The following is a 19,082-nucleotide window of genomic DNA, read 5'->3' on the forward strand; positions in this document are numbered from 1 at the left end:
GTAAGCGATTACTACGTTGCGGCCCCATGGCTGAGAACAGGACCCGAACCGTACGCACGCGCAGTACCCGGACCGTCCGCTCTCGCAGTACCCGGACCGTCCGTGCCGCGACGGCGACCGCAGCCGCGGCCGCCACCCTCGCGCTCGCCCTCCCCGCCCACGCGGCGCCCTTCGACCCGGCTCCGGGTGCGGACGGCGTCGGCGACCCGCTGTTCCCGACGCTCGGCAACGGCGGCTACGACGTCCGCCACTACGACCTCTCCTTCGACTTCACGCCGGTGACGTACGACTTCACCGGCACCATGAAGATCAAGGCGAGAGCCACCCAGGACCTGTCGTCCTTCAACCTCGACGTCGACTCGCTGACCATCGACACCGTCAAGGTCAACGGCAAGAAGGCCGCATGGGCCATCACCCCCGGCCAGAGCGGCCAGGAGCTCACCGTCACCCCGGCGGGTGCCCTGCGCGACCACCGCGCCTTCGACGTCGAACTGACCTACCACGGCAACGGCAAGACCAAGCCGGTCGGCCAGCCGGGCTGGCGCCACATGTCCGACGGCGGCTTCGCCTCCGCCGCCCAGGCCTCCCGCGCCGACACCTTCGCGCCGGTCAACGACCACCCCTCCGACAAGGCGACCTGGTCCTTCCACCTCACCGCCCCCGACGGCTGGACGCCCGCCGCCAACGGCAACCTCACCGGCGCCCGAGCCGCCGCCGGAGCCAAGAAGACCTGGGACTTCACCCTCAAGTCCCCCACGGCGCCCGAGCTGTTGGGGATCTCCGTCAACAAGCAGACCTACCTCTACGGACGCGGCCCGCACGGAGTGAAGCTGCGCCATCTCGTCCCCGAGGACCAGCAGGCGAAGTACAAGCCCATCGCCGAGGAGACCGGCGGGCAGCTGGCGTGGCTGGAGAAGACCCTCGGCGTGCGCTACCCGTTCGACACGTACGGGGTGCAGATCGTGCGGGACGGCTACAGCGACGCCCTTGAGAATCAGACCTTGTCGCTCTTCGGCCCCTCGTGGTTCGAGAAGCCCACCTACTCGACCACCATGGTCCACGAGCTGACCCACCAGTGGTTCGGCGACTCCGTCACCCCCGCCACCTGGCAGGACGCGTGGATGAACGAAGGGCCGGCCGTCTACTACGCGGCTCTCTGGGCGGACCAGAAGGGCTTCCAGCCCATCGAGGAGAAGATGAAGACCGCGTACGCCAAGCTCGACGCGGTCCGCAAGAGCGACGGCCCGCCCGGAAAGCCCACCGGGCTCGGCGGCTTCAACATCTACGACGGCGCGGCGGTCTCCCTCTACGCCCTCGACCAGCAGATCGGGCAGCGGCAGTTCGAGGCCGTCATGAAGTCGTGGCTGAGCAAGCACCGGCACGGCAACGCCTCCACCCAGGACTTCATCGACAACGCCGTCAAGGTCACCGGCGACACCTCCGTCGGCACGTTCCTGCGCCACTGGCTGTTCGACCTCGACAACCCGCCCATGCCGGGGCACCCGGACTGGGGTGTCGCGAAGTGAGGCGGCGACCGAGTTCGGGCAGACGCCCCCGCGGCGCCGCTGCCGCCGCCGCGGCCCTCGCGGTGGCGGCCGTCGGCGCCGTCATCGCCCCGCAGAGCGCGCAGGCCGCCCCCGGCCCCAAGATCCTCCACGTCTCCCCGAACGCGTCGGGGAAGTCCTGCACCACCGCCCGCCCCTGCTCCCCGCAGGCCGCCCGTGACGCCGCCCGCGCCGTCGACGGACGGGACGTACGCATCGAACTCGCCGGCGGTACCTACGAGATGAGCGAGCCACTGAAGCTGGGCGCGGCCGACTCCGGGCGCGGGGGACACACCGTGACCTGGACCGCGGCGCGCGGGGCCGAGCCGGTGTTCTCCGGAGGGCGGGCCCTCAAGGGGTGGTCCGAAGCCGCCGACGGCACCTGGACCGCCGGCGTCCCCGAAGGCCTCACCCCGCGCCAGCTGTTCGTGGACGGCGAGCGGGCGGTACGCGCGCGTGGCGGTGCCTGCGCGGCGAGCACCTGCGACGCGACGAAGACCGGCATGACGGGCGCCACCGCCACCGGCATCGCCACCTGGAAGCGGCCCACCGGCGCGGAGGCCGTCATCAAGGTCCGCTGGCGCGACTACCACTGCCGGATCGCGGGCGTCGCAGGGGACGACCTCACCTTCGCGCAGCCCTGCTGGACCAACTCCGCGAGCGGCACGAACCGTACGGGCCCCGCCTGGGACTCCACCGCCGTCGACTCGGCGCGCTACTCCCAAGTGGCCTATTTCGAGAACGCCCGCGAACTCCTGGACAAGCCGGGTGAGTTCGTCTGGGACGCCGAGGACCGCACCGTCACCTACCTCTCGCGCGAGGGCGAGAACATGCGCCACGCGCGCGTGCTCACTCCCGCGACCGAGCAGCTCATGGTCGTCGACGGAGCCCACGACGTCCGCGTGCAGGGCATCGGCTTCGCGTACGCGGCGTACGGGCAGCCCTCCACCGACGAGGGCTACGCCGGCACCCAGGCCGGTCTCACCCTCACCGGAGCGACCGGCCCGGTCGATCACGCCGGTCGGCACTACACCAAGCCGAGCGCGGCTCTGACGGTGCGCGGCGGTCGCCATGTGGCCGTCACCGGCGCCGAGTTCACCCGTCTGGGCGGCGCCGGAGTCGTCCTCGAAGGCGGCACCAAGGACACGTCGGTCACCCGCTCCCGCTTCACGGACCTGTCGTCCGGCGCCGTGTACGTCGGCGACACCGAGCCGAAGCCGGAGGCGGAACTCGCGGGTGAGCGCAACACCGTGGCGTACAACACGATCCGCCGCACCGGCGTCGAGTACACCGACACGGTGGGCATCTGGGCCGGATACGAGGCCGAGCTGACCGTCGACCACAACACCCTCGACGACCTGCCCTACTCGGGGATCTCCGTCGGCTGGGGCTGGAACCAGCCCGAGGCCCAGCAGTCCGTCCTGCGGGACAACCGGATCACGAACAACCGGATCACGAACGTGATGCGCGTCGAGCACACCCAGCACGACGGCGGCGCCGTCTACACCCAGGGCGCGCAGCCCGGCACGGTCGTCTCCGGCAACTACATCAACCGGTCCGCCTACGGGAACACCGAGCGCGACGGCAACGGCATCTACCTCGACGAGCAGTCCTCGTACATCCGTGTCGACAGCAACGTCATCACCCGCGTCGGCTACAAGTGGGTCTCGAACTGGGCGGATTACGGCATCCAGAACCACGCCACCGGGAACTGGACCGACACGGACACACCGGCCCTCACCGGCACGGGGTCGACGATGAAGGACAACCACACCAAGCTCGACGAACTCCCCGCGGAAGCGCTCGCCGTGGCGGCACGCGCGGGCGCGCACGGAGCGTCGGCCGAGCAGTTGCGGCCCGACCTCGCCCGCGCGGGCACCGCGTCCCAGTCCGCCACGGACGGCGCGGCCCAAGCGGCGTACGCGACCGACGGGGACACCTCCACCGACACCCGCACGCTCGCCGCGCCGGGCGCCTGGTGGCAGGTCGACCTCGGCGGCGTGCGGCGCGTGGGTCAGGTCGAGGTCTGGAACGACACCGCCATGGCCACGGCCGACTTCGACGTGCAATTCGCGAGGACGGCGGACTTCTCCGACGCGACGACCCGGCACATCACCGGACGGGCACTTCGCCCCACACTCCTCGACACGGACGCGGAAGCCAGATACATAAGGATCAAGCTCACCGGCACGGGACGTGTGGCGCTCGCCCACGTACTCGTGCACCCTGCACGTACATAAGCAACACCCGCACTCGCACTGGTATTTGTACGGAAAGGCACACCATGACCGACCTCCGTCTCGGCGTCCTCGGCTACGGACTGCGCGGTTCGCTCGCCCGCACAGCGCACCGGCCCGGCGCGGGCTCCCGCGTCACCGCGCTCGCCGACCACGACGTGAGCGCGCGGACGGAGGCGGCCGTGGCCTTCCCCGACGCCCTGATATCCACCGACCACCGCAAGGTCGTCGAGGACCCGGACGTCGACGCCGTCGTCATCCTCACCCCCGACCACACCCACGCACAGCTCGCCTGCGAGGCCCTGCGCGAGAACAAGCCCGTCTTCGTGGAGAAGCCCCTCGACATCGGCATCGAGGCCTGCGACGAGATCCTGCGGACCGCGTACGAGACGGGAACGCGTCTCTACGTAGGCCACAACATGCGCCACATGCCCGTGATCAGGCTGATGCGCGACATCATCGGCCGTGGTGAGATCGGCGAGGTCAAGACGGTCTGGGTCCGCCACTTCGTCGCCTACGGAGGCGACTGGTACTTCAAGGACTGGCACGCCGAACGGCAGCACACCACCGGCCTGTTGCTCCAGAAGGCCGCCCACGACATCGACGTCCTGCACTGGCTGGCCGGCGGCTACACCCGCCAGGTGCAGGCCCTGGGCGACCTCATGGTCTACGGGGACAACCCGCGCCGCGAGCCGGGCGAGCCGAAGACGGACGACTGGTACACCAAGGACGGCCACTGGCCGCCGGCCACCCAGCGCGACCTCAACCCCGTCATCGACGTCGAGGACGTCTCCCTGGTCAACATGCGCCTCGACAACGGCGTGCTCGCCTCCTACCAGCAGTGCCACTTCACCCCCGACTACTGGCGCAACTACACCGTCATCGGCGACGCGGGCCGCCTGGAGAACTTCGGCGACGGCCCCGGGGGAGTGGTGAAGGTCTGGAACGCGGGGCGCTCGACCTACCGTCCCGACGCCGATGCCGAGTACCCCGTGCCGGACGCCCAGGACGAGGGCGGCCACGGCGGCTCCGATCCGCTGCTCATCGAGGAGTTCGTACGTTTCGTACGCGAGGGAGGACGCACCGACACGTCGCCGGTCGCCGCCCGGATGGCGGTCGCTGCGGGCGTGCGCGCGACGCAGTCGCTGCGGGACGGGGGCACGCCGCGTGAGGTGCCGGTGCTCGATCCGGAGCTCGTCGCGTACTTCGAGCGGGGCCAGACCCGGGCCTGAAGGAGAGGCCTGAAGGAAAGCTGCGGCGGCGCTTAAGAAATCCTCGATGGACCCGAGCGCCGCCGTAAGGAAGATTCCTGTGTCGTCGGTGGAACAATCGACGTACGACAGGAGCCGTTGCGTTGAAGGCGCTGGTCAAGGAGAAGGCGGAGCCAGGGCTCCGGCTGATGGACGTACCGGAGCCGGTGATCGGCCACGGAGACGTCCTGATCAAGGTGCTCCGCACCGGGATCTGCGGCACCGACCTGCACATCCGGGCCTGGGACGGCTGGGCGCAGCAGGCGATCGAGGCGCCACTGGTCGTCGGGCACGAGTTCGTCGGCGAGGTCGTGCGGACCGGGCGTGACGTGGCGGACATCCAGATCGGCGACCGCGTCAGCGGCGAGGGCCACCTGGTCTGCGGCAAGTGCCGCAACTGCCAGGCGGGCCGCCGGCACCTGTGCCGCGCGACGGTCGGCCTCGGCGTCGGCAGGGACGGGGCGTTCGCGGAGTTCGTCGCGCTGCCCGCGGGCAATGTGTGGGTGCACCGGGTCCCCGTGGACCTCGACGTGGCCGCGATCTTCGACCCGTTCGGCAACGCCGTGCACACCGCGCTGTCCTTCCCGCTGGTCGGCGAGGACGTCCTGATCACCGGGGCGGGACCGATCGGCCTGATGGCCGCGGCCGTGGCCCGGCACGCGGGCGCCCGCAACGTGGTCATCACCGACGTCAGCGAGGAGCGCCTGGAGCTCGCCCGCAAGGTCGGCGCGAGCCCGGCCCTGAACGTCGCGCGGACCTCGATCGCCGACGGCCAGCGCGAGCTCGGCCTGCGCGAGGGCTTCGACGTCGGCCTGGAGATGTCCGGCAACCCCGTCGCGATGCGCGACATGCTGGCCAACATGACGCACGGCGGCAAGATCGCCATGCTCGGTCTGCCGGCCGAGGAATTCGCCGTCGACTGGTCCCGGATCGTCACGTCGATGATCACGATCAAGGGCATCTACGGCCGCGAGATGTTCGAGACCTGGTACTCCATGTCCGTGCTGCTCGAAGGCGGTCTCGACCTCGCCCCCGTGATCACCGGACGCTACGGCCACCGTGACTTCGAGGCGGCCTTCGACGACGCGGCGAGTGGCCGCGGCGGCAAGGTCATCCTCGACTGGACCTCCTGAACCACGACCGTCCCGACCGCCTCAGCTGCTGAAGGAATCAAGCATGTTCGACTCCGTACGCGACGACCTGCGCACCACCCTGGACGAGATCCGCGCCGCCGGTCTGCACAAGCCCGAGCGCGTCATCGGCACCCCGCAGTCCGCCACGGTCGCCGTCACCGCGGGAGGCCGCCCCGGCGACGTACTCAACTTCTGTGCGAACAACTACCTCGGCCTCGCCGACCACCCCGAGGTGATCGCCGCCGCGCACGAGGCCCTGGACCGCTGGGGCTACGGCATGGCGTCCGTGCGCTTCATCTGCGGTACGCAGGAGGTGCACAAGGAGCTGGAGGGGCGCCTTTCCGGGTTCCTCGGCCAGGAGGACACGATCCTCTACTCGTCCTGCTTCGACGCCAACGGCGGCGTCTTCGAGACGCTGCTCGGCGCCGAGGACGCGGTCATCTCGGACGCGCTGAACCACGCCTCGATCATCGACGGCATCCGGCTGTCCAAGGCCCGCCGCTTCCGCTACGCCAACCGTGACATGGCGGACCTGGAGCAGCAGCTGAAGGAGGCCTCCGAGGGCGGCGCCCGCCGGAAGCTGATCGTCACCGACGGCGTCTTCTCCATGGACGGGTACCTCGCGCCGCTGCGGGAGATCTGCGACCTCGCCGACCGCTACGACGCGATGGTGATGGTCGACGACTCGCACGCCGTCGGCTTCGTCGGCCCCGGCGGACGCGGCACGCCCGAGCTGCACGGCGTCATGGACCGCGTCGACATCATCACGGGCACGCTCGGCAAGGCGCTCGGCGGCGCCTCCGGCGGTTACGTGGCCGCTCGCGCGGAGATCGTCGCCCTGCTCCGCCAGCGCTCGCGCCCGTACCTCTTCTCGAACACCCTCGCCCCGGTGATCGCGGCGGCCTCCCTGAAGGTCATCGACCTCCTGGAGTCGGCGGGCGACCTGCGCGAGCGGCTCGCCGCGAACACGGCGCTGTTCCGCTCGCGGATGACCGAGGAGGGCTTCGACATCCTGCCCGGCGACCACGCGATCGCCCCGGTGATGATCGGTGACGCCTCGGTCGCGGGACGGATGGCGGAGCTGCTCCTGGAGCGCGGCGTGTACGTGATCGGCTTCTCGTACCCCGTGGTGCCGCAGGGCGCTGCCCGTATCCGCGTCCAGCTGTCGGCCGCGCACTCCACGGACGACGTGAACCGCGCGGTGGACGCCTTCGTGGCGGCGCGGGCGGAGCTGGAGGCCCAGGGGGCCTGAGCGCCCAGGGGCGACCGAGGGGCTTGGCCGGACCGCTGGTGTCGGTGAGGCCCGGGGTTTGGGACAATCGACCCCATGATCGAAGCGCGGCGGCTGCACATCCTCCGTGCGGTGGCCGACCACCGCACGGTCACGGCCGCGGCCGCCGCGCTCTATCTCACGCCGTCCGCGGTGTCCCAGCAGCTGACCGCCCTGGAGCAGGAGACCGGCCACCGCCTGGTCGAGCGGGGTGCCCGGGGGGTCCGGCTGACCCCGGCGGGCGAGATTCTGCTCTCCCACACGAACGCGGTCCTCGCCCAGCTGGAGCGGGCCGAGGCCGAGCTCGCCGCGTACAGCTCGGGCGCGGCGGGGACGGTGACCGTGGCGTCCTTCGCCACGGGGATCGCCCTGGTGGTCGGCCCCGCCCTGGCCCGCCTCTCGTCCGCCGCGCCGGGGATCCGGGTGCGGGTCCAGGACGCGGAGGGCGACGCGAGCCTGCCGATGGTCCTCGACCGGCAGGTGGATGTCGCCGTGGCGGTGGAGTACCGCGGCGCTCCGGGCGCGGACGATCCGCGCCTGACGCGGGTCCCGCTGTACGCGGAGCCGTTCGACGCGGTGCTGCCCAAGACGCATCGCCTCGCGGCGGCGGAGCACGTGCCGCTCGCGGAGCTGGCCAAGGACGCGTGGATCGGGCCCTTCGCCGGTAACCCCTGCCATGACGTGGTGATACTCGCCTGCGAGGCGGCGGGCTTCCAGCCACTCCTCGAACACTGGTCGGACGACTTCCGGGCAGTGGTCGCCCTGGCCTCCGCCGGGGCGGGCGTGGCCCTGGTGCCCCGGTCGGCCCTGCGGGGCATGGACGTCTCGGGAGTGGTGATCCGTCCGGTGGACGGAGCCGCCCCCACCCGCCGGGTGTTCGCGGCGGTGCGGTGCGGGGCCGAGGAACATCCGCTGATCCGCCCGGTGCTCGACGCGCTGGGAGCGGCGGCGGGGTAGGCGGTGCCCGGCCCGGCCCCGTCGGCGGTGTGCCCGACGGAACCGGGGGCGGACGGCGGCTACATCCAGAGGCCGTCGAGGAACGGATAGACCTCGGTGATCCTGGCCGGACCCTGCACGAGCTTGTTCTCGGTGACGACGACGAACTCCTCGCCCTTGGTGAGGAAGTAGTGCGCCACGGAGTCCGTGACGGCCGTGGTCGCCGCGTCCGGCCCGAACCCGAAGGCATCGGGTGCGGCCGTCAGCACGAACCCCTGGTGGGACGATTCACGCGCCGCGTCGACCCCTGCCGGGTCCACGGTGCAGGTGTCCCGGCGGCCGAAGACCAGCAGTCGTCGGCCGTCGGCGCCGAATCCGGTGACGTCGCACAGCTCGCCGACCATCTGCAGCAGGCCGGGGTGCAGGATGTGCTCCGCGTCGTGGAGGGGCCCGTGGCTCTTGTCGGAGAACTCGATGGCCTGGCCCCCGGTGAAGCCCAGATAGGTGTGACCACTGCCCTTGGCGGCAGGACCGACCGCGTCGAAGCCGTCGCTGAAGGGCTTGGGAAGGTGCGGGAACTGGTCGGAGAGCTTCCGTGGCCCCGCCTCGATGCCGCGCCGCCTGGAGAAGCGGATGAACTCGTCGCCGCGGAAGCCGTCGAAGCGTACGTAGGGCGCGTCGCTGTCCGGAATCGCCTTGGCCGCGGACTCGAAGATCCCGCCGCCCGCGTCGAGCGCCTGCTTGGCCTTGCCGCTCAGGGTGCCGAGGACCGAGCCGAGGATGCCGCCGCCGGCGGAGACCACGGTGGCCGTCAGCGCGTCGAACGCCTTGACCTCGCCGCGGCCCGGCACCCGCTCGAAGCTCCACTCCTGCGCCGGGCGCGGGCCCATGGTGGGCTTGCCCGCCTGCTCCAGGGCCGCGTCCGGTGCGCCGCTGTCGTCGTGGACGGACAGCAGATGGCCGCTGTTCACGTTGACCAGCGTGTACCGTCCGTCGCCGACCGCCACCGGCCGCCACAGCTGGGACGCCAGCAGGTCCTGCCGGGTCTCCGCCGGGCACTGCTGCACCGGCGAGCCCACACGGCCGCGGCCCGTCATGATGTCCATGCGCAAGGTGCTGTGCACGTTCTGCAGCGTCCAGGTGCCCTCCTTGGCGGCGTCGGGCCGCAGATGCCACAACTGACTGTGCCGGGCGGCGCCTTGCGGGTGCAGCTCCTGCTGCACGATCGGTACGCTCTGTGCGGTCTTGGCCCCCTGCACTCCCGCGTAGAGCCCGCTCGCCTCGTTCTTGAGCAGGTAGATCCCCTCGGACAACGCAGCCATTGCCAACCTCCGTGGACGACGGACAGTGATCCCCCGCGTGTGCGCCTCACACAGTAGGAGCTGATTCCGATTACCGATACGGGTGGATTTCGGCTGCTATTCACCCCTCAATTACCGGGACTTGGGGCAGTCGTCCGTACAGGCGTCGACCCTGGTGGCGTCAACTCTCGCTGTCGGCCCACTCGTTGGCGGGACGCTCACCGGGGATGAGACGCGCCGGGAGAGTCGGGGCCGGTTCTCACCCATGACGCGACATCAACTCCCCTCCATGCCACCCGATTCACTGATCGGCGTCAGGCCGCCGGAGACCGGCGCCGTGCCGAGGTCGCCGTCCCCGTCCTCGTGCCGCAGGACCCAGTCGTCGAGGTCGTGTGCCGCTTCCAGCGGATTGCCCGCCGTGTAGGCACGCCACCAGCCGCCGCCGTCGACGGCGTGGGTGACGAGGGCTTCCTCGGGAGAACGCAGCTCCTCCCGGAAACAGGACTCGGCGGCGGCGAAGCGTGCCCGCGCGCTCTGCGCCTCCACGCCCAGGACGTCACCGATGACCTGCCAACTCGCTCCGCCCAGACGCTCGCTGACGGCGGCGGCCTCGAAGAACCGGTGCGCGGCCCTGAGCACGAGGACCGCGTCGGCCAGTACGGACCCGGGCGAGCGGGCGGTCCCGTCGGGACACAGCTCGTGCTCGCCGATCGGTACGGCGCCGCGCGCGAGCCCGGCCAGTTCGCACGCCTCGTGGGCCATCGCGAGCCGCGCGCGGGCCGCGTCCGTGTACGGCGACGGGGCGCCGCGCGAGGTGTCGTCGGCCCTGTCGACGGGGATCAGCCGCGCACGAAGTAGAGGACGGTCATCGTCACGGCGGTGGTGAGGATGATGCCCCGCAGCAGCCGGTCGGAGAGGCGCCGAGCGAAGTGGGCGCCGGTGAAGCCGCCTGCCAGCGCGCCGACGAACATGGGGGCCAGGACCAGCGGGGCGCTCAGCGCGTCCGAGGCGACGAGGAGCAGGGCGGTCGCGCTGAGGTTGATGGCGGCGATCTGGGTGACCCGCATCGGATTGCTGACCGCGGTGTCGAGGCCGATCCCCCACAGGGCGAACATCATGATGCCTACGGCGCCGCCGAAGTATCCCCCGTACAGAGCGAGGAAGAACTGACCGATCAGGACGGCCCGGGAGCTGATGCCGATCTCGCGGCCGAGCGCGCCGCTCACCGCGCGGGCGAGGCGGCGGCCGAAGGCGAGGACCACGGTGGCGAAGGCGAGCAGCCAGGGCACGGCGGCGTCGAACGACGCGGCGGGGAGCGCGAGGAGCAGGGCCGCGCCGATCCCGCCCCCGATCACGCTGATGGCCGTCAGGGCTTTGGTGGAAGTGGTCCCGACCGGGGTGAGTTCGCGTCGGTAGACCCATCCGCTGGCCACCGCGCCGGGTACGAGCGCGATGGTCGACGACGCGTTCGCCGTCACGGGGGAGAGGCCCACGGCGACCAGAGCGGGCAGCGCCACGAACGTGCCTCCGCCGCCGACGGAGTTCAACGCTCCCGCGGCGACACCTGCGAGCAGGACGAGCAGTATCTCGGACACCCGCCGAGCATCGCCCTGTGGCCGGTGGGTGCACAATGCGTTATCGGTGTACCCAGCCTAAGGCTGTGCCATAGGCTCGTGAAGGTGCGCTACGACCTGGACGATCTCCGGCTCTTCCTCGCCACCGTGACGGAAGGGTCGATCACGGCGGGCGCCCGCCGCATGCATCTGAGCCTGCCGTCGGCCAGCGCCAGGGTCCGCTCCCTGGAGCAACAGGCCGGTGTGCCCCTGCTGATCCGGGGCCGGAGGGGGGTGCGGCCCACCCCGGCGGGCAGCACGCTGGCCCGGCACGCGCGCGAGGTCCTCGCCCAGACCGTGCGGCTCGAAAGCGCGGTCGCCAGCTATACGAGATCCCCGACCGCGCCCCTGACCCTGCTGGGTGGCGGCTCGGCGGTGCACCGGCTCGTGCCGCAGGCCCTGGTCCCGTTCCTGCGGGCGCACCCGGACACCGACGTCCGCGTCTCCGAGAAGCGCACCCCGCAGATCGTGCGGATGCTGGCCGACGGTGAGGCGGACCTGGGCATCGTCCTGGACGACGAGGCCCGCGACTGCGGTCTGGCCATGGAACCCCTCGGCGACGACTCCCTCGTGGTGGTCGGCCAGTCCGGCGGGATCCTCGCGGGCCGTACGTCGCTGACCTACAGCGAGGCCGCCGAGCACCCCATGGTCGGTCTCGACGCCGGAGCCTCGCTGCGGCGCTGGATCGAGCGGCACGTCGGCCCGCACGCACCGGTCGTCCGCCACCGCACCACGGTCGCCGACCTCAACGTCCTGGTCGCCCTCGCCGCCGCGGGCGTCGGCCTCGCGATCGTCCCGCGCCGAGTGATCGACCCCACCCAGCCCCTGGACGTATGCGACGTGCAGGACCCCTGGGCCCGCCGCCACCACTTGCTGGCCTGGGGCACCAAGACGGGCCCGGCATCCCCGGCGACGGAGGCACTGGCCGAGCATCTGCGCAGGGCGTCTTCCTCGGAATCGATGGAGGCCGGGGGACGGGGCGAACTCTGAGGGGGAGGTGGGGGTGAGTTCGGTGGGTGGTCGGTCGGGATCACGGGTGCCGGCTGAATGTGGCCTGGGGGGAAGGGGGCTGGGCGCCCGTTCGAAGCCCGCGGCGCCGTAGCCCACGGCGGTGGTCATCCGCCCCAGGGGGCAGGCTCCACAGCCGCTGGGCCGCTGGGCCGCTGGGCCGTCGAGCTGCCGGGCCGCCGAGTCGCCAAGCCGTCGAGCTGCTGAGCCGCCGGGCTGCCGGGCCGCCAAGGCGTCGAGCCGCCCAGCCGCCCGCCGTCCCGAGCCCCTCAGACCGCGGGTCGCCCCGTGCTGGCCCGGAGCACCACCTCGCCCCGCACCCGCTCCACCCGCGACCTCGCGCCCCGCTCGCGCAGGGCGAGGGCCAGCACGTCCCGCCCCATCCGCGTCAGCGGCAGCGCCACGGTGGTCAGCGGCGGAGTGAGCTCGCCGACCAGGGGGATGTCGTCGAAGCCCGCGAGCGACACGTCGTCCGGCACCCGGAACCCCTGCTCCCGCAACGCGCCCAGCGCGCCCACGGCCATCACGTCCGTCACCGCGAACACGCACGTCGGCCGCTGCCCCCTGCGCAGCAGTTCGACCGCCGCCGCATGGCCGCCGTCACGGGTGAAGGCGCCCTCCACGATCCGCTCCGCAGGAAGCGCGACCCCCGCGTCGGCCAGCGCCGCACGGAACCCGGCGAGGCGGTCAGCGACCGTGGTGAGCCGTTCGGGGCCGGTGAGCACGGCGAACTTCCGGTGTCCCAGGCCCAGTAGGGCCCGCGCCAGTGCCCCCGCCCCCGCCCGGTTCTCCGGCTGCACCGTGTCCACGCGGAGACTGCGGTGCCGGCTGACCACGGCGACGCGGCCTCCGTCACGTATATAGGGAGCCAGCTCGGACTCCAACGACCGTTCCCACGCAGGGTCTTGGAAGCCCGAGCCGATGAGCAGGATCGCGCGCGCCCGCTGCGCCCGCAGCATCGAGACGTACGCGATCTCCCGTGCCGGGGCGCGGAAGGTGCTGGCCAGCATCACCAGGAGGTCCTGCTCCGCCGCGGCCGCCATCACGCCGCTGGCGATCGCGGCGAAGTAGGGGTCGCCGACGTCGTGACAGATGACGCCGACGGTGTTGTTCGAGGAGCTGGCGAGCGCCTGCGCATGGGCGTTGGGGATGTACCCCAGCCGGTCCGCCGCTTCGAGCACCCGCCGCCGCAGGTCCTCGCGGACGCGCGTCGTGCCGTTCAGAGCCCGCGAGGCGGTGGCCGCCGAGACCCCGGCGGCATCGGCCACGGCATGCAGGGTGACATGCCGCCCTTGCTCCCGCCCCCGCCGCGAGGCCCGCCGCCGCTCCGCCCCGGGTCCCGGCTCGCGCCATGCCCCTGGCGTCTGCTCCTGCCCGAGTCCTTGCCCCGGCCCGGGTCCCGGTTCGTGTCCGCGCCCCGCCCCGCCTTCCCACTCGGGCCCGCGCCCCACGCCGGGCGCCCACTCGGCGTCGACGTCGCGCTCCTGGTTGGGGTTCGGCCCGGCGTCAGCGTCGCGCTCTTGGTCGGGGTTCAGCCCTGCGTCAGCGTCGCGCTCTTGGCCGGGGTCCAGCCCGGCGTCAGCGTCACATCGCTCGCCGGGGTCCAACCCCGCGTCAGCGTCACGCCCCCCGCCGGGCCCCGGCCCCGCACCAGCACCACGCCCCCCGCAGGGGCCAACCCCCCGCCCCTGCCCGCGCCCAAGCGCCCGCACCGCGCCCCCCTCGTCCCGCGTCGCGAAACTTCGAGCCGACCTATTGACCCTGCGGTCAGCCAGTCATTAGCGTGGCGGACACCTTATCAGAAAGCGCTTTCTGAAAGCGGTTTCCGCACCACCGAAGCTGTCGAAAGCTCCGCAACTGCCTCCGAAGTTCGCCGACTGCCAGGGGAGTTCACCGTGAGCCAGAGCGCACTGCAGGCAACGCCCGCCAAGACGGCGGGCGTTGCCGACCGTAGCCGCCCGACTCTGCGGCAACGTACCGCCGAGGCAGCCGAGAAGAGCTGGCGTCCGCTCGTCCTGCTGCTCGTCTGCTTCGGGGCCTGGTGGCTGATCGCCGCCACCGAGATGGTCGAGGCGTACCTCGTGCCCTCGCCCGGCGCGACCCTCGACGTGATCCTCGACAAGCCCGACTACCTGTGGCAGCACACCTGGGTCACCACCTACGAGACCCTGCTCGGCTTCCTCATCGCCGTGGGCGTCGGCATCCTCTCCGCGGTCGTCATGGTCTACTCGACGACCGTCGAGAAAACGCTCTACCCGATCCTCCTCTTCGCCCAGGTCGTACCGAAGATCGCGATCGCCCCGCTGTTCGTCGTCTGGCTCGGGTTCGGCATCGCGCCGAAGATCCTCATCGCCGTTCTGATCGCCTTCTTCCCCGTCGTCATCTCGATGGTGACCGGCCTGAAAGCCGTCGACCCGGAGATGCTCCAGCTCTCCGCCACGATGGGCGCGCGGCCCTGGCAGACCTTCCTCAAGATCCGTTTCCCGGCGTCGCTTCCGCACCTCTTCTCCGGCCTGAAGGTGGCCGTCACGCTCGCCGTCACCGGCGCCGTCGTGGGCGAGTTCGTCGGCGCGAACGAGGGCCTCGGCTACGTGATCCTCCAGGCCAACGGAAACCTCGACACCCCGATGCTCTTCGCGGGGCTGCTCGTCATGTCGCTGATCGGCGTCGTCCTCTTCGTGCTCGTCGAGATCGCCGAGAAACTCCTCCTGCCGTGGCACGCGAGCCGCAGGGACGTGGCCGCCACCACGGCCTACTGACACCAGCCACGGCCCACTGACACCCACCACGCGGTGCCGGCGCACCCACCCCGCCATGTCCGATGCTCGACGTACGCGAGAAGGGCCCGCCCATGCACGCGCGCAGACTGCTCACCGGCCTCGTCCCCCTGACCCTCGTCGCGGTGACCGCGACGGCCTGCGGCGGCGACGACGACAAGACGAGCACCAGCGACTCCGGCAAGAAGCTCGACAAGGTGACGCTGACGCTCAACTGGTACCCCTACGGCGAACACGCCCCGTTCTACTACGGCAAGCAGCAGAAGATCTTCGAGAAGCACGGCATCGACCTGGACATCAGGGCGGGCCAGGGCTCGCAGAAGACCGTTCAGGCCACCGGCGCCGGGCAGACCGACTTCGGCTGGGCGGACACACCGGCGGTGCTCGCCGGCGTTGACCAGGGCGTCAAGGTGAAGAGCCTCGGGGTCTTCCTCCAGACGACACCCGCCTCCGTGCAGTTCTTCGACGCGCAGGGCATCGACGCGCCCGCCGACCTCAAGGGCAAGATGATCGCGGGCACGGCGGGCGACGCGCTCACCAAGACCTTCCCGATCTTCCTGGAGAAGAACGGCATGGAGCTCTCCGACGTCAAGGTCCAGAACACCGACCCGGCGGGCAAGATCGCCGCGGTGATCTCCGGCAAGACGGACGCCCTGCTCGGGTACGCGAGCGACCAGGGCCCCACCATGCAGAACAAGGCCAAGAAGGACGTCTCGTACCTCCGCTTCTCCGAGAACGGCCTCAACTTCTACTCCAACGGCCTCATCGCCGGACCCAGGACCCTCCAGGGCAACGGCGATCTGGCCAAGCGCATGACCGCCGCCGTGAGCGAGTCATGGGCGGCCGCGGAGAAGAGCCCGCAGCCCGCGGTCGCCTCGATGGACGGCGCGTCCGAGCAACTGCCGCCCAAGGACGTGCTGTCCGAGCAGTTCAAGACGACGCTGACCCTGCTCCACACCGACGCCACGAAGGGGAAGGCGCCCGGCGCCAACACCGAGGCGGACTGGCAGCAGACCATCGACGTCTTCTCGGAGGCGGGCCTGGTCAAGGAGGCCAAGCCCGTCGCGGAGTACTGGGACGCGGCCAAGGGGATCAAGGGTTGAGGGGCGGCAGGGAAATGACGAAGGACGCGGCTCTCAGGACGAGCGACGATCCCCGTGCGTCGGTGGGCGACGCGAGGCCGTCGGCGGTCCGCCTGGACGACGTGGCCGTCCGCTTCCGTACGAAGAAGAAGGACGTCACCGCGTTGCGGGACGTCTCGCTGAACGTCGGCGCGGGCGAGTTCGTGGCGATCGTCGGCCCCTCGGGCTGCGGCAAGTCGACCCTCCTGAAGCTCGTCGCCGGGCTGCTCGCACCCTCGACGGGCGACGTGCTCCTCGGCGGCGAACGGGTGCGCGGCCCGCGGCGCGACATCGGCTACGTCTTCCAGCGGGCAGCGCTCCTGGACTGGCGCACCGCACGCCGCAACATCCTCCTCCAGGCGGAGATGCGGGGCATCCCGGGCGCCGAGGCACGCGCGCGTACCGACGAACTGATCCGCATGACCGGCCTCGGCGGCTTCGAGGACGCCTATCCGCACGAGCTGTCCGGCGGCATGCAGCAGCGCGTCGCGCTCTGCCGCGCGCTGCTGCACGAGCCGCCGGTGCTGCTCATGGACGAGCCCTTCGGGGCGCTGGACGCGCTCACGCGCGAGCAGATGAACGTCGAGCTGAACCGGATCTGGCGCGAGACCGGAACCACCGTGCTCCTGGTGACCCACTCCATCCCGGAGGCCGTCTATCTCGCGGACCGCGTAGTCGTGATGAGCCCGCGCCCCGGCACGGTGGAGGAGATCATCGACGTCGGGCTGCCCGCCGAGCGTTCGTACGCGACGACCCTGGCGACAGCCGAGTTCCGCGAGTCCACCGGGCGGATCCGCGAGCTGCTCGGGGCGGTGTCCGCGCATGAGTGAGGCCTGAGGCCGCAGCCGTCGACGATTGCCGTCCGTTTCATATCTGGGATAGCGTGCCAGATATGGAACACGACGGCGTCGACGGCCGGCTCGCCGCCCGCCTCGCGGAGCTGCGCGCGGAACGCGGCTGGTCCCTGGGCGAGTTGGCGGACCTCAGCGGCGTGAGCCGCTCCACCCTGTCACGGGCCGAACGCGCGGAGATCAGCCCCACGGCGTCCCTCCTGAACCGCCTCTGCGCCGTCTACGAACGGACCATGTCGCAGCTGTTGAGCGAGGTGGAGGCCGAGCCCGCGCAACTGGTGCGCGCGGCCGAGCAGGGCGTGTGGACCGACGGCGCGTCCGGCTTCGTACGGCGGTCGGTGTCGCCGCCCCACGCGGGACTGCGCGGCGAACTCGTCGAGGGCCGCCTGGAACCGGGCGCGGACATCGCGTACGACCGGCCTCCCGTGCCCGGCATCGAGCAGCACATCTGGGTGCTCGACGGCGCCCTGGAGGTCACCGTGCAGGGCGATCCGCACGCTCTGGAGACAGGGGACTGCCTGCGCTTCCGGCTGTGGGGGCCCACGCGGTTCCGGTGCGTGGGGAAGCGGGCCGCGCGGTACGCCCTGGTGGTGGTCGCGCGATGAGGGGAGGGCGAGGGCGGAGGCCTGATGCGCCGGTGCGCCTCGACCCGGAGCAACTCAGCTCATCCGCTGCGGACTTGGGCTCCTTGCTCGCCGACGTCGTGGACGGCGGCTCCTCCCTCGGCTTCCTCGCGCCCCTCGACCGGGCAGCCGCCGCCGACTGGTGGCGTGGCCTGACCCCGGCGGTGGCCGATGGGCGGCTCGCGGTCTGGGCCGTGCGCGACGGCGAGCGGGTCACCGGAACCGTCAGCGTCGGGTTCGTGGACAAGCCCAACGGCAGGCACCGCGCGGAGATCCTCAAGCTGATGGTCCATCGCTCAGCGCGTGGCCAGGGCCTGGCCCGCACCCTCCTGGCCACGGCGGAACAGGCGGCGGCCGACGCGGGCGTGACCCTCCTGGTCCTGGACACGGAGACGGGCAGCCCCGCCGAGTCCCTCTACCGGTCCGGGGGTTGGACGGCGGCCGGAACCATTCCGGACTACGCGGCCGACCCGGCCGGGGCGCTCCACCCGACGACCCTCTTCTTTAAGAAGGTGGGTGGTTCGGGCGCACCCCGGCCGGACGGCCCGGCGCCTCAGTACCGCAGAGCCGCCAGATACGCGTAACTGTTGCGCGCCGTGGCGAACGGATCACTGGGGCTGTCGTGCTCCACCAGCCACTGCTTGACGCCGCCCACGCGCGCGTGGTCGAACATCGCGGCGAAGTCCAGCGTCCCCGAGCCGACATCGGCGAAGTCGCCGTTCGGCGCCATGTCCTTCACATGGAGCGCGGGGAACCGCCGCCGGTGCCGTACGAAGTACGTCGCCGGATCCGCGCCGCCCTTCGCAGCCCAGTACACGTCCAGTTCGAAGCCGACCAGATGCGGGTCGGTCTCGGTGACGAGGATGTCGTACAGGCTCGTGCCGTCCACCACCACATGGTCCGTGCCGTGGTTGTGGAAGAGCACCGGCCCAAGGCCCGCGTCGCGTGATGCCTGCCCGATGCGGTTGAACTGCCGTGCCGCTTCCCGGAATCCGTCCGGGGTGTGCAGCGCCCCCGGCAGACTCGGCACCACCGGCCACTTGGCGCCGAGGGTGTGCAGGTCATCGAGGGCCTGGGGCAGGCCGCTGCCTTTGAGCGTGTCGTACGCGACGTGCTCAAGAACTGCCTTCAGGTCCACCGCGTCGAGCATCCGCCGGATGTCGGCCGCGCTGTTCCCGTGCCGGCCGCTCACGCCCACGGTGGCGTAGCCGATGTCGGCGAGCTGCTCCAGCGTGCCCGCGAAGTCCCGTGCGAGGACGTCGCGCATCGTGTAGAGGTGCATGCCGATGCCGCCGCGCGGGATGCGCCGGCAACTAGACGTGTCACCCGCGCGCGCGGGCAGTGCCGTACCGACCGCTGCCGCGAGCCCCATCGACGTACCGAGAAAGGCGCGTCTGGTGCCGTTCAGTCCTGATCTC

The 19,082-nt window shown here is 71.4% G+C and carries 17 protein-coding genes; 12 read left to right on the forward strand and 5 right to left on the reverse strand.

Going from position 1 to position 19,082, the window contains the following annotated elements:
* Positions 1-26 precede the first annotated feature (26 nt).
* From ACFUPX_RS02895 to ACFUPX_RS02920, 6 genes are all read left to right on the forward strand, one after another.
* A complete protein-coding gene (locus tag ACFUPX_RS02895) occupies positions 27-1,526 on the forward strand; it encodes a M1 family metallopeptidase (protein WP_383314751.1) in 1,500 nt (499 codons plus the stop codon).
* Positions 1,523-3,784, forward strand: coding sequence for a right-handed parallel beta-helix repeat-containing protein (locus ACFUPX_RS02900; protein WP_383314754.1), 2,262 nt, complete (start codon positions 1,523-1,525; stop codon positions 3,782-3,784). The genes ACFUPX_RS02895 and ACFUPX_RS02900 overlap by 4 nt, the downstream gene beginning before the upstream one ends.
* Before the next feature lie 44 nt (positions 3,785-3,828).
* The gene (locus tag ACFUPX_RS02905) at positions 3,829-5,013 is read left to right on the forward strand and encodes a Gfo/Idh/MocA family protein (protein ID WP_383314757.1); all 1,185 of its coding nucleotides are present in this window, start codon (positions 3,829-3,831) and stop codon (positions 5,011-5,013) included.
* Between the two features lie 122 nt (positions 5,014-5,135).
* A complete protein-coding gene (gene tdh / locus ACFUPX_RS02910; RefSeq protein ID WP_383314760.1) occupies positions 5,136-6,164 on the forward strand; it encodes an L-threonine 3-dehydrogenase in 1,029 nt (342 codons plus the stop codon).
* Positions 6,165-6,207: 43 nt separating this feature from the next.
* Positions 6,208-7,416, forward strand: coding sequence for a glycine C-acetyltransferase (locus ACFUPX_RS02915; protein WP_383314763.1), 1,209 nt, complete (start codon positions 6,208-6,210; stop codon positions 7,414-7,416).
* Positions 7,417-7,491: 75 nt separating this feature from the next.
* Positions 7,492-8,391, forward strand: coding sequence for a LysR family transcriptional regulator (locus ACFUPX_RS02920; protein WP_383314767.1), 900 nt, complete (start codon positions 7,492-7,494; stop codon positions 8,389-8,391).
* A 59-nt stretch (positions 8,392-8,450) separates the two neighbouring features.
* Here ACFUPX_RS02920 and ACFUPX_RS02925 read toward each other — a convergent pair whose 3' ends face one another.
* From ACFUPX_RS02925 to ACFUPX_RS02935, 3 genes are all read right to left on the reverse strand, one after another.
* Positions 8,451-9,692, reverse strand: a complete 1,242-nt coding sequence (locus ACFUPX_RS02925) for an RICIN domain-containing protein (RefSeq protein ID WP_383314770.1) — start codon at positions 9,690-9,692, stop codon at positions 8,451-8,453.
* 255 nt (positions 9,693-9,947) lie between these two features.
* On the reverse strand, positions 9,948-10,433 hold the full coding sequence (locus ACFUPX_RS02930) for a hypothetical protein (protein WP_383314773.1): 486 nt from the start codon (positions 10,431-10,433) through the stop codon (positions 9,948-9,950).
* 77 nt (positions 10,434-10,510) lie between these two features.
* Positions 10,511-11,266: a sulfite exporter TauE/SafE family protein gene (locus ACFUPX_RS02935; protein WP_383314776.1), complete on the reverse strand. Its 756-nt coding sequence runs from the start codon at positions 11,264-11,266 to the stop codon at positions 10,511-10,513.
* A gap of 84 nt (positions 11,267-11,350) precedes the next feature.
* On the opposite strand from ACFUPX_RS02935, the gene ACFUPX_RS02940 reads away from it, so the two are divergent.
* Positions 11,351-12,274, forward strand: a complete 924-nt coding sequence (locus ACFUPX_RS02940) for a LysR family transcriptional regulator (protein ID WP_383314779.1) — start codon at positions 11,351-11,353, stop codon at positions 12,272-12,274.
* A gap of 287 nt (positions 12,275-12,561) precedes the next feature.
* Here the strand turns inward: ACFUPX_RS02940 and ACFUPX_RS02945 are convergent, their stop codons facing one another.
* Positions 12,562-13,560 carry a LacI family DNA-binding transcriptional regulator gene (locus ACFUPX_RS02945; RefSeq protein WP_383314782.1) on the reverse strand — a complete coding sequence of 333 codons (999 nt, stop codon included), beginning with the start codon at positions 13,558-13,560 and terminating at the stop codon, positions 12,562-12,564.
* 627 nt (positions 13,561-14,187) lie between these two features.
* On the opposite strand from ACFUPX_RS02945, the gene ACFUPX_RS02950 reads away from it, so the two are divergent.
* The 5 genes from ACFUPX_RS02950 (at position 14,188) to ACFUPX_RS02970 (ending at position 18,248) form a co-directional block, all read left to right on the forward strand.
* On the forward strand, positions 14,188-15,051 hold the full coding sequence (locus tag ACFUPX_RS02950; protein WP_383314785.1) for an ABC transporter permease: 864 nt from the start codon (positions 14,188-14,190) through the stop codon (positions 15,049-15,051).
* Positions 15,052-15,143: 92 nt separating this feature from the next.
* A complete protein-coding gene (locus ACFUPX_RS02955; protein ID WP_383314788.1) occupies positions 15,144-16,172 on the forward strand; it encodes an ABC transporter substrate-binding protein in 1,029 nt (342 codons plus the stop codon).
* A gap of 14 nt (positions 16,173-16,186) precedes the next feature.
* Positions 16,187-17,020, forward strand: a complete 834-nt coding sequence (locus tag ACFUPX_RS02960) for an ABC transporter ATP-binding protein (protein ID WP_383314790.1) — start codon at positions 16,187-16,189, stop codon at positions 17,018-17,020.
* Between the two features lie 62 nt (positions 17,021-17,082).
* Complete coding sequence (locus tag ACFUPX_RS02965) at positions 17,083-17,646, forward strand: helix-turn-helix domain-containing protein (RefSeq protein ID WP_383314793.1); 564 nt, start codon at positions 17,083-17,085, stop codon at positions 17,644-17,646.
* The gene (locus ACFUPX_RS02970) at positions 17,643-18,248 is read left to right on the forward strand and encodes a GNAT family N-acetyltransferase (RefSeq protein ID WP_383314795.1); all 606 of its coding nucleotides are present in this window, start codon (positions 17,643-17,645) and stop codon (positions 18,246-18,248) included. Before ACFUPX_RS02965 ends, ACFUPX_RS02970 begins: the two co-directional genes overlap by 4 nt.
* Here ACFUPX_RS02970 and ACFUPX_RS02975 read toward each other — a convergent pair.
* Complete coding sequence (locus tag ACFUPX_RS02975; RefSeq protein WP_383314874.1) at positions 18,218-19,036, reverse strand: sugar phosphate isomerase/epimerase family protein; 819 nt, start codon at positions 19,034-19,036, stop codon at positions 18,218-18,220. The two genes, ACFUPX_RS02970 and ACFUPX_RS02975, sit on opposite strands and share 31 nt — an antisense overlap.
* Positions 19,037-19,082: the final 46 nt, after the last annotated feature.

This window comes from Streptomyces sp. NPDC057302, assembly GCF_042667685.1.
GTDB lineage: Bacteria > Actinomycetota > Actinomycetes > Streptomycetales > Streptomycetaceae > Streptomyces.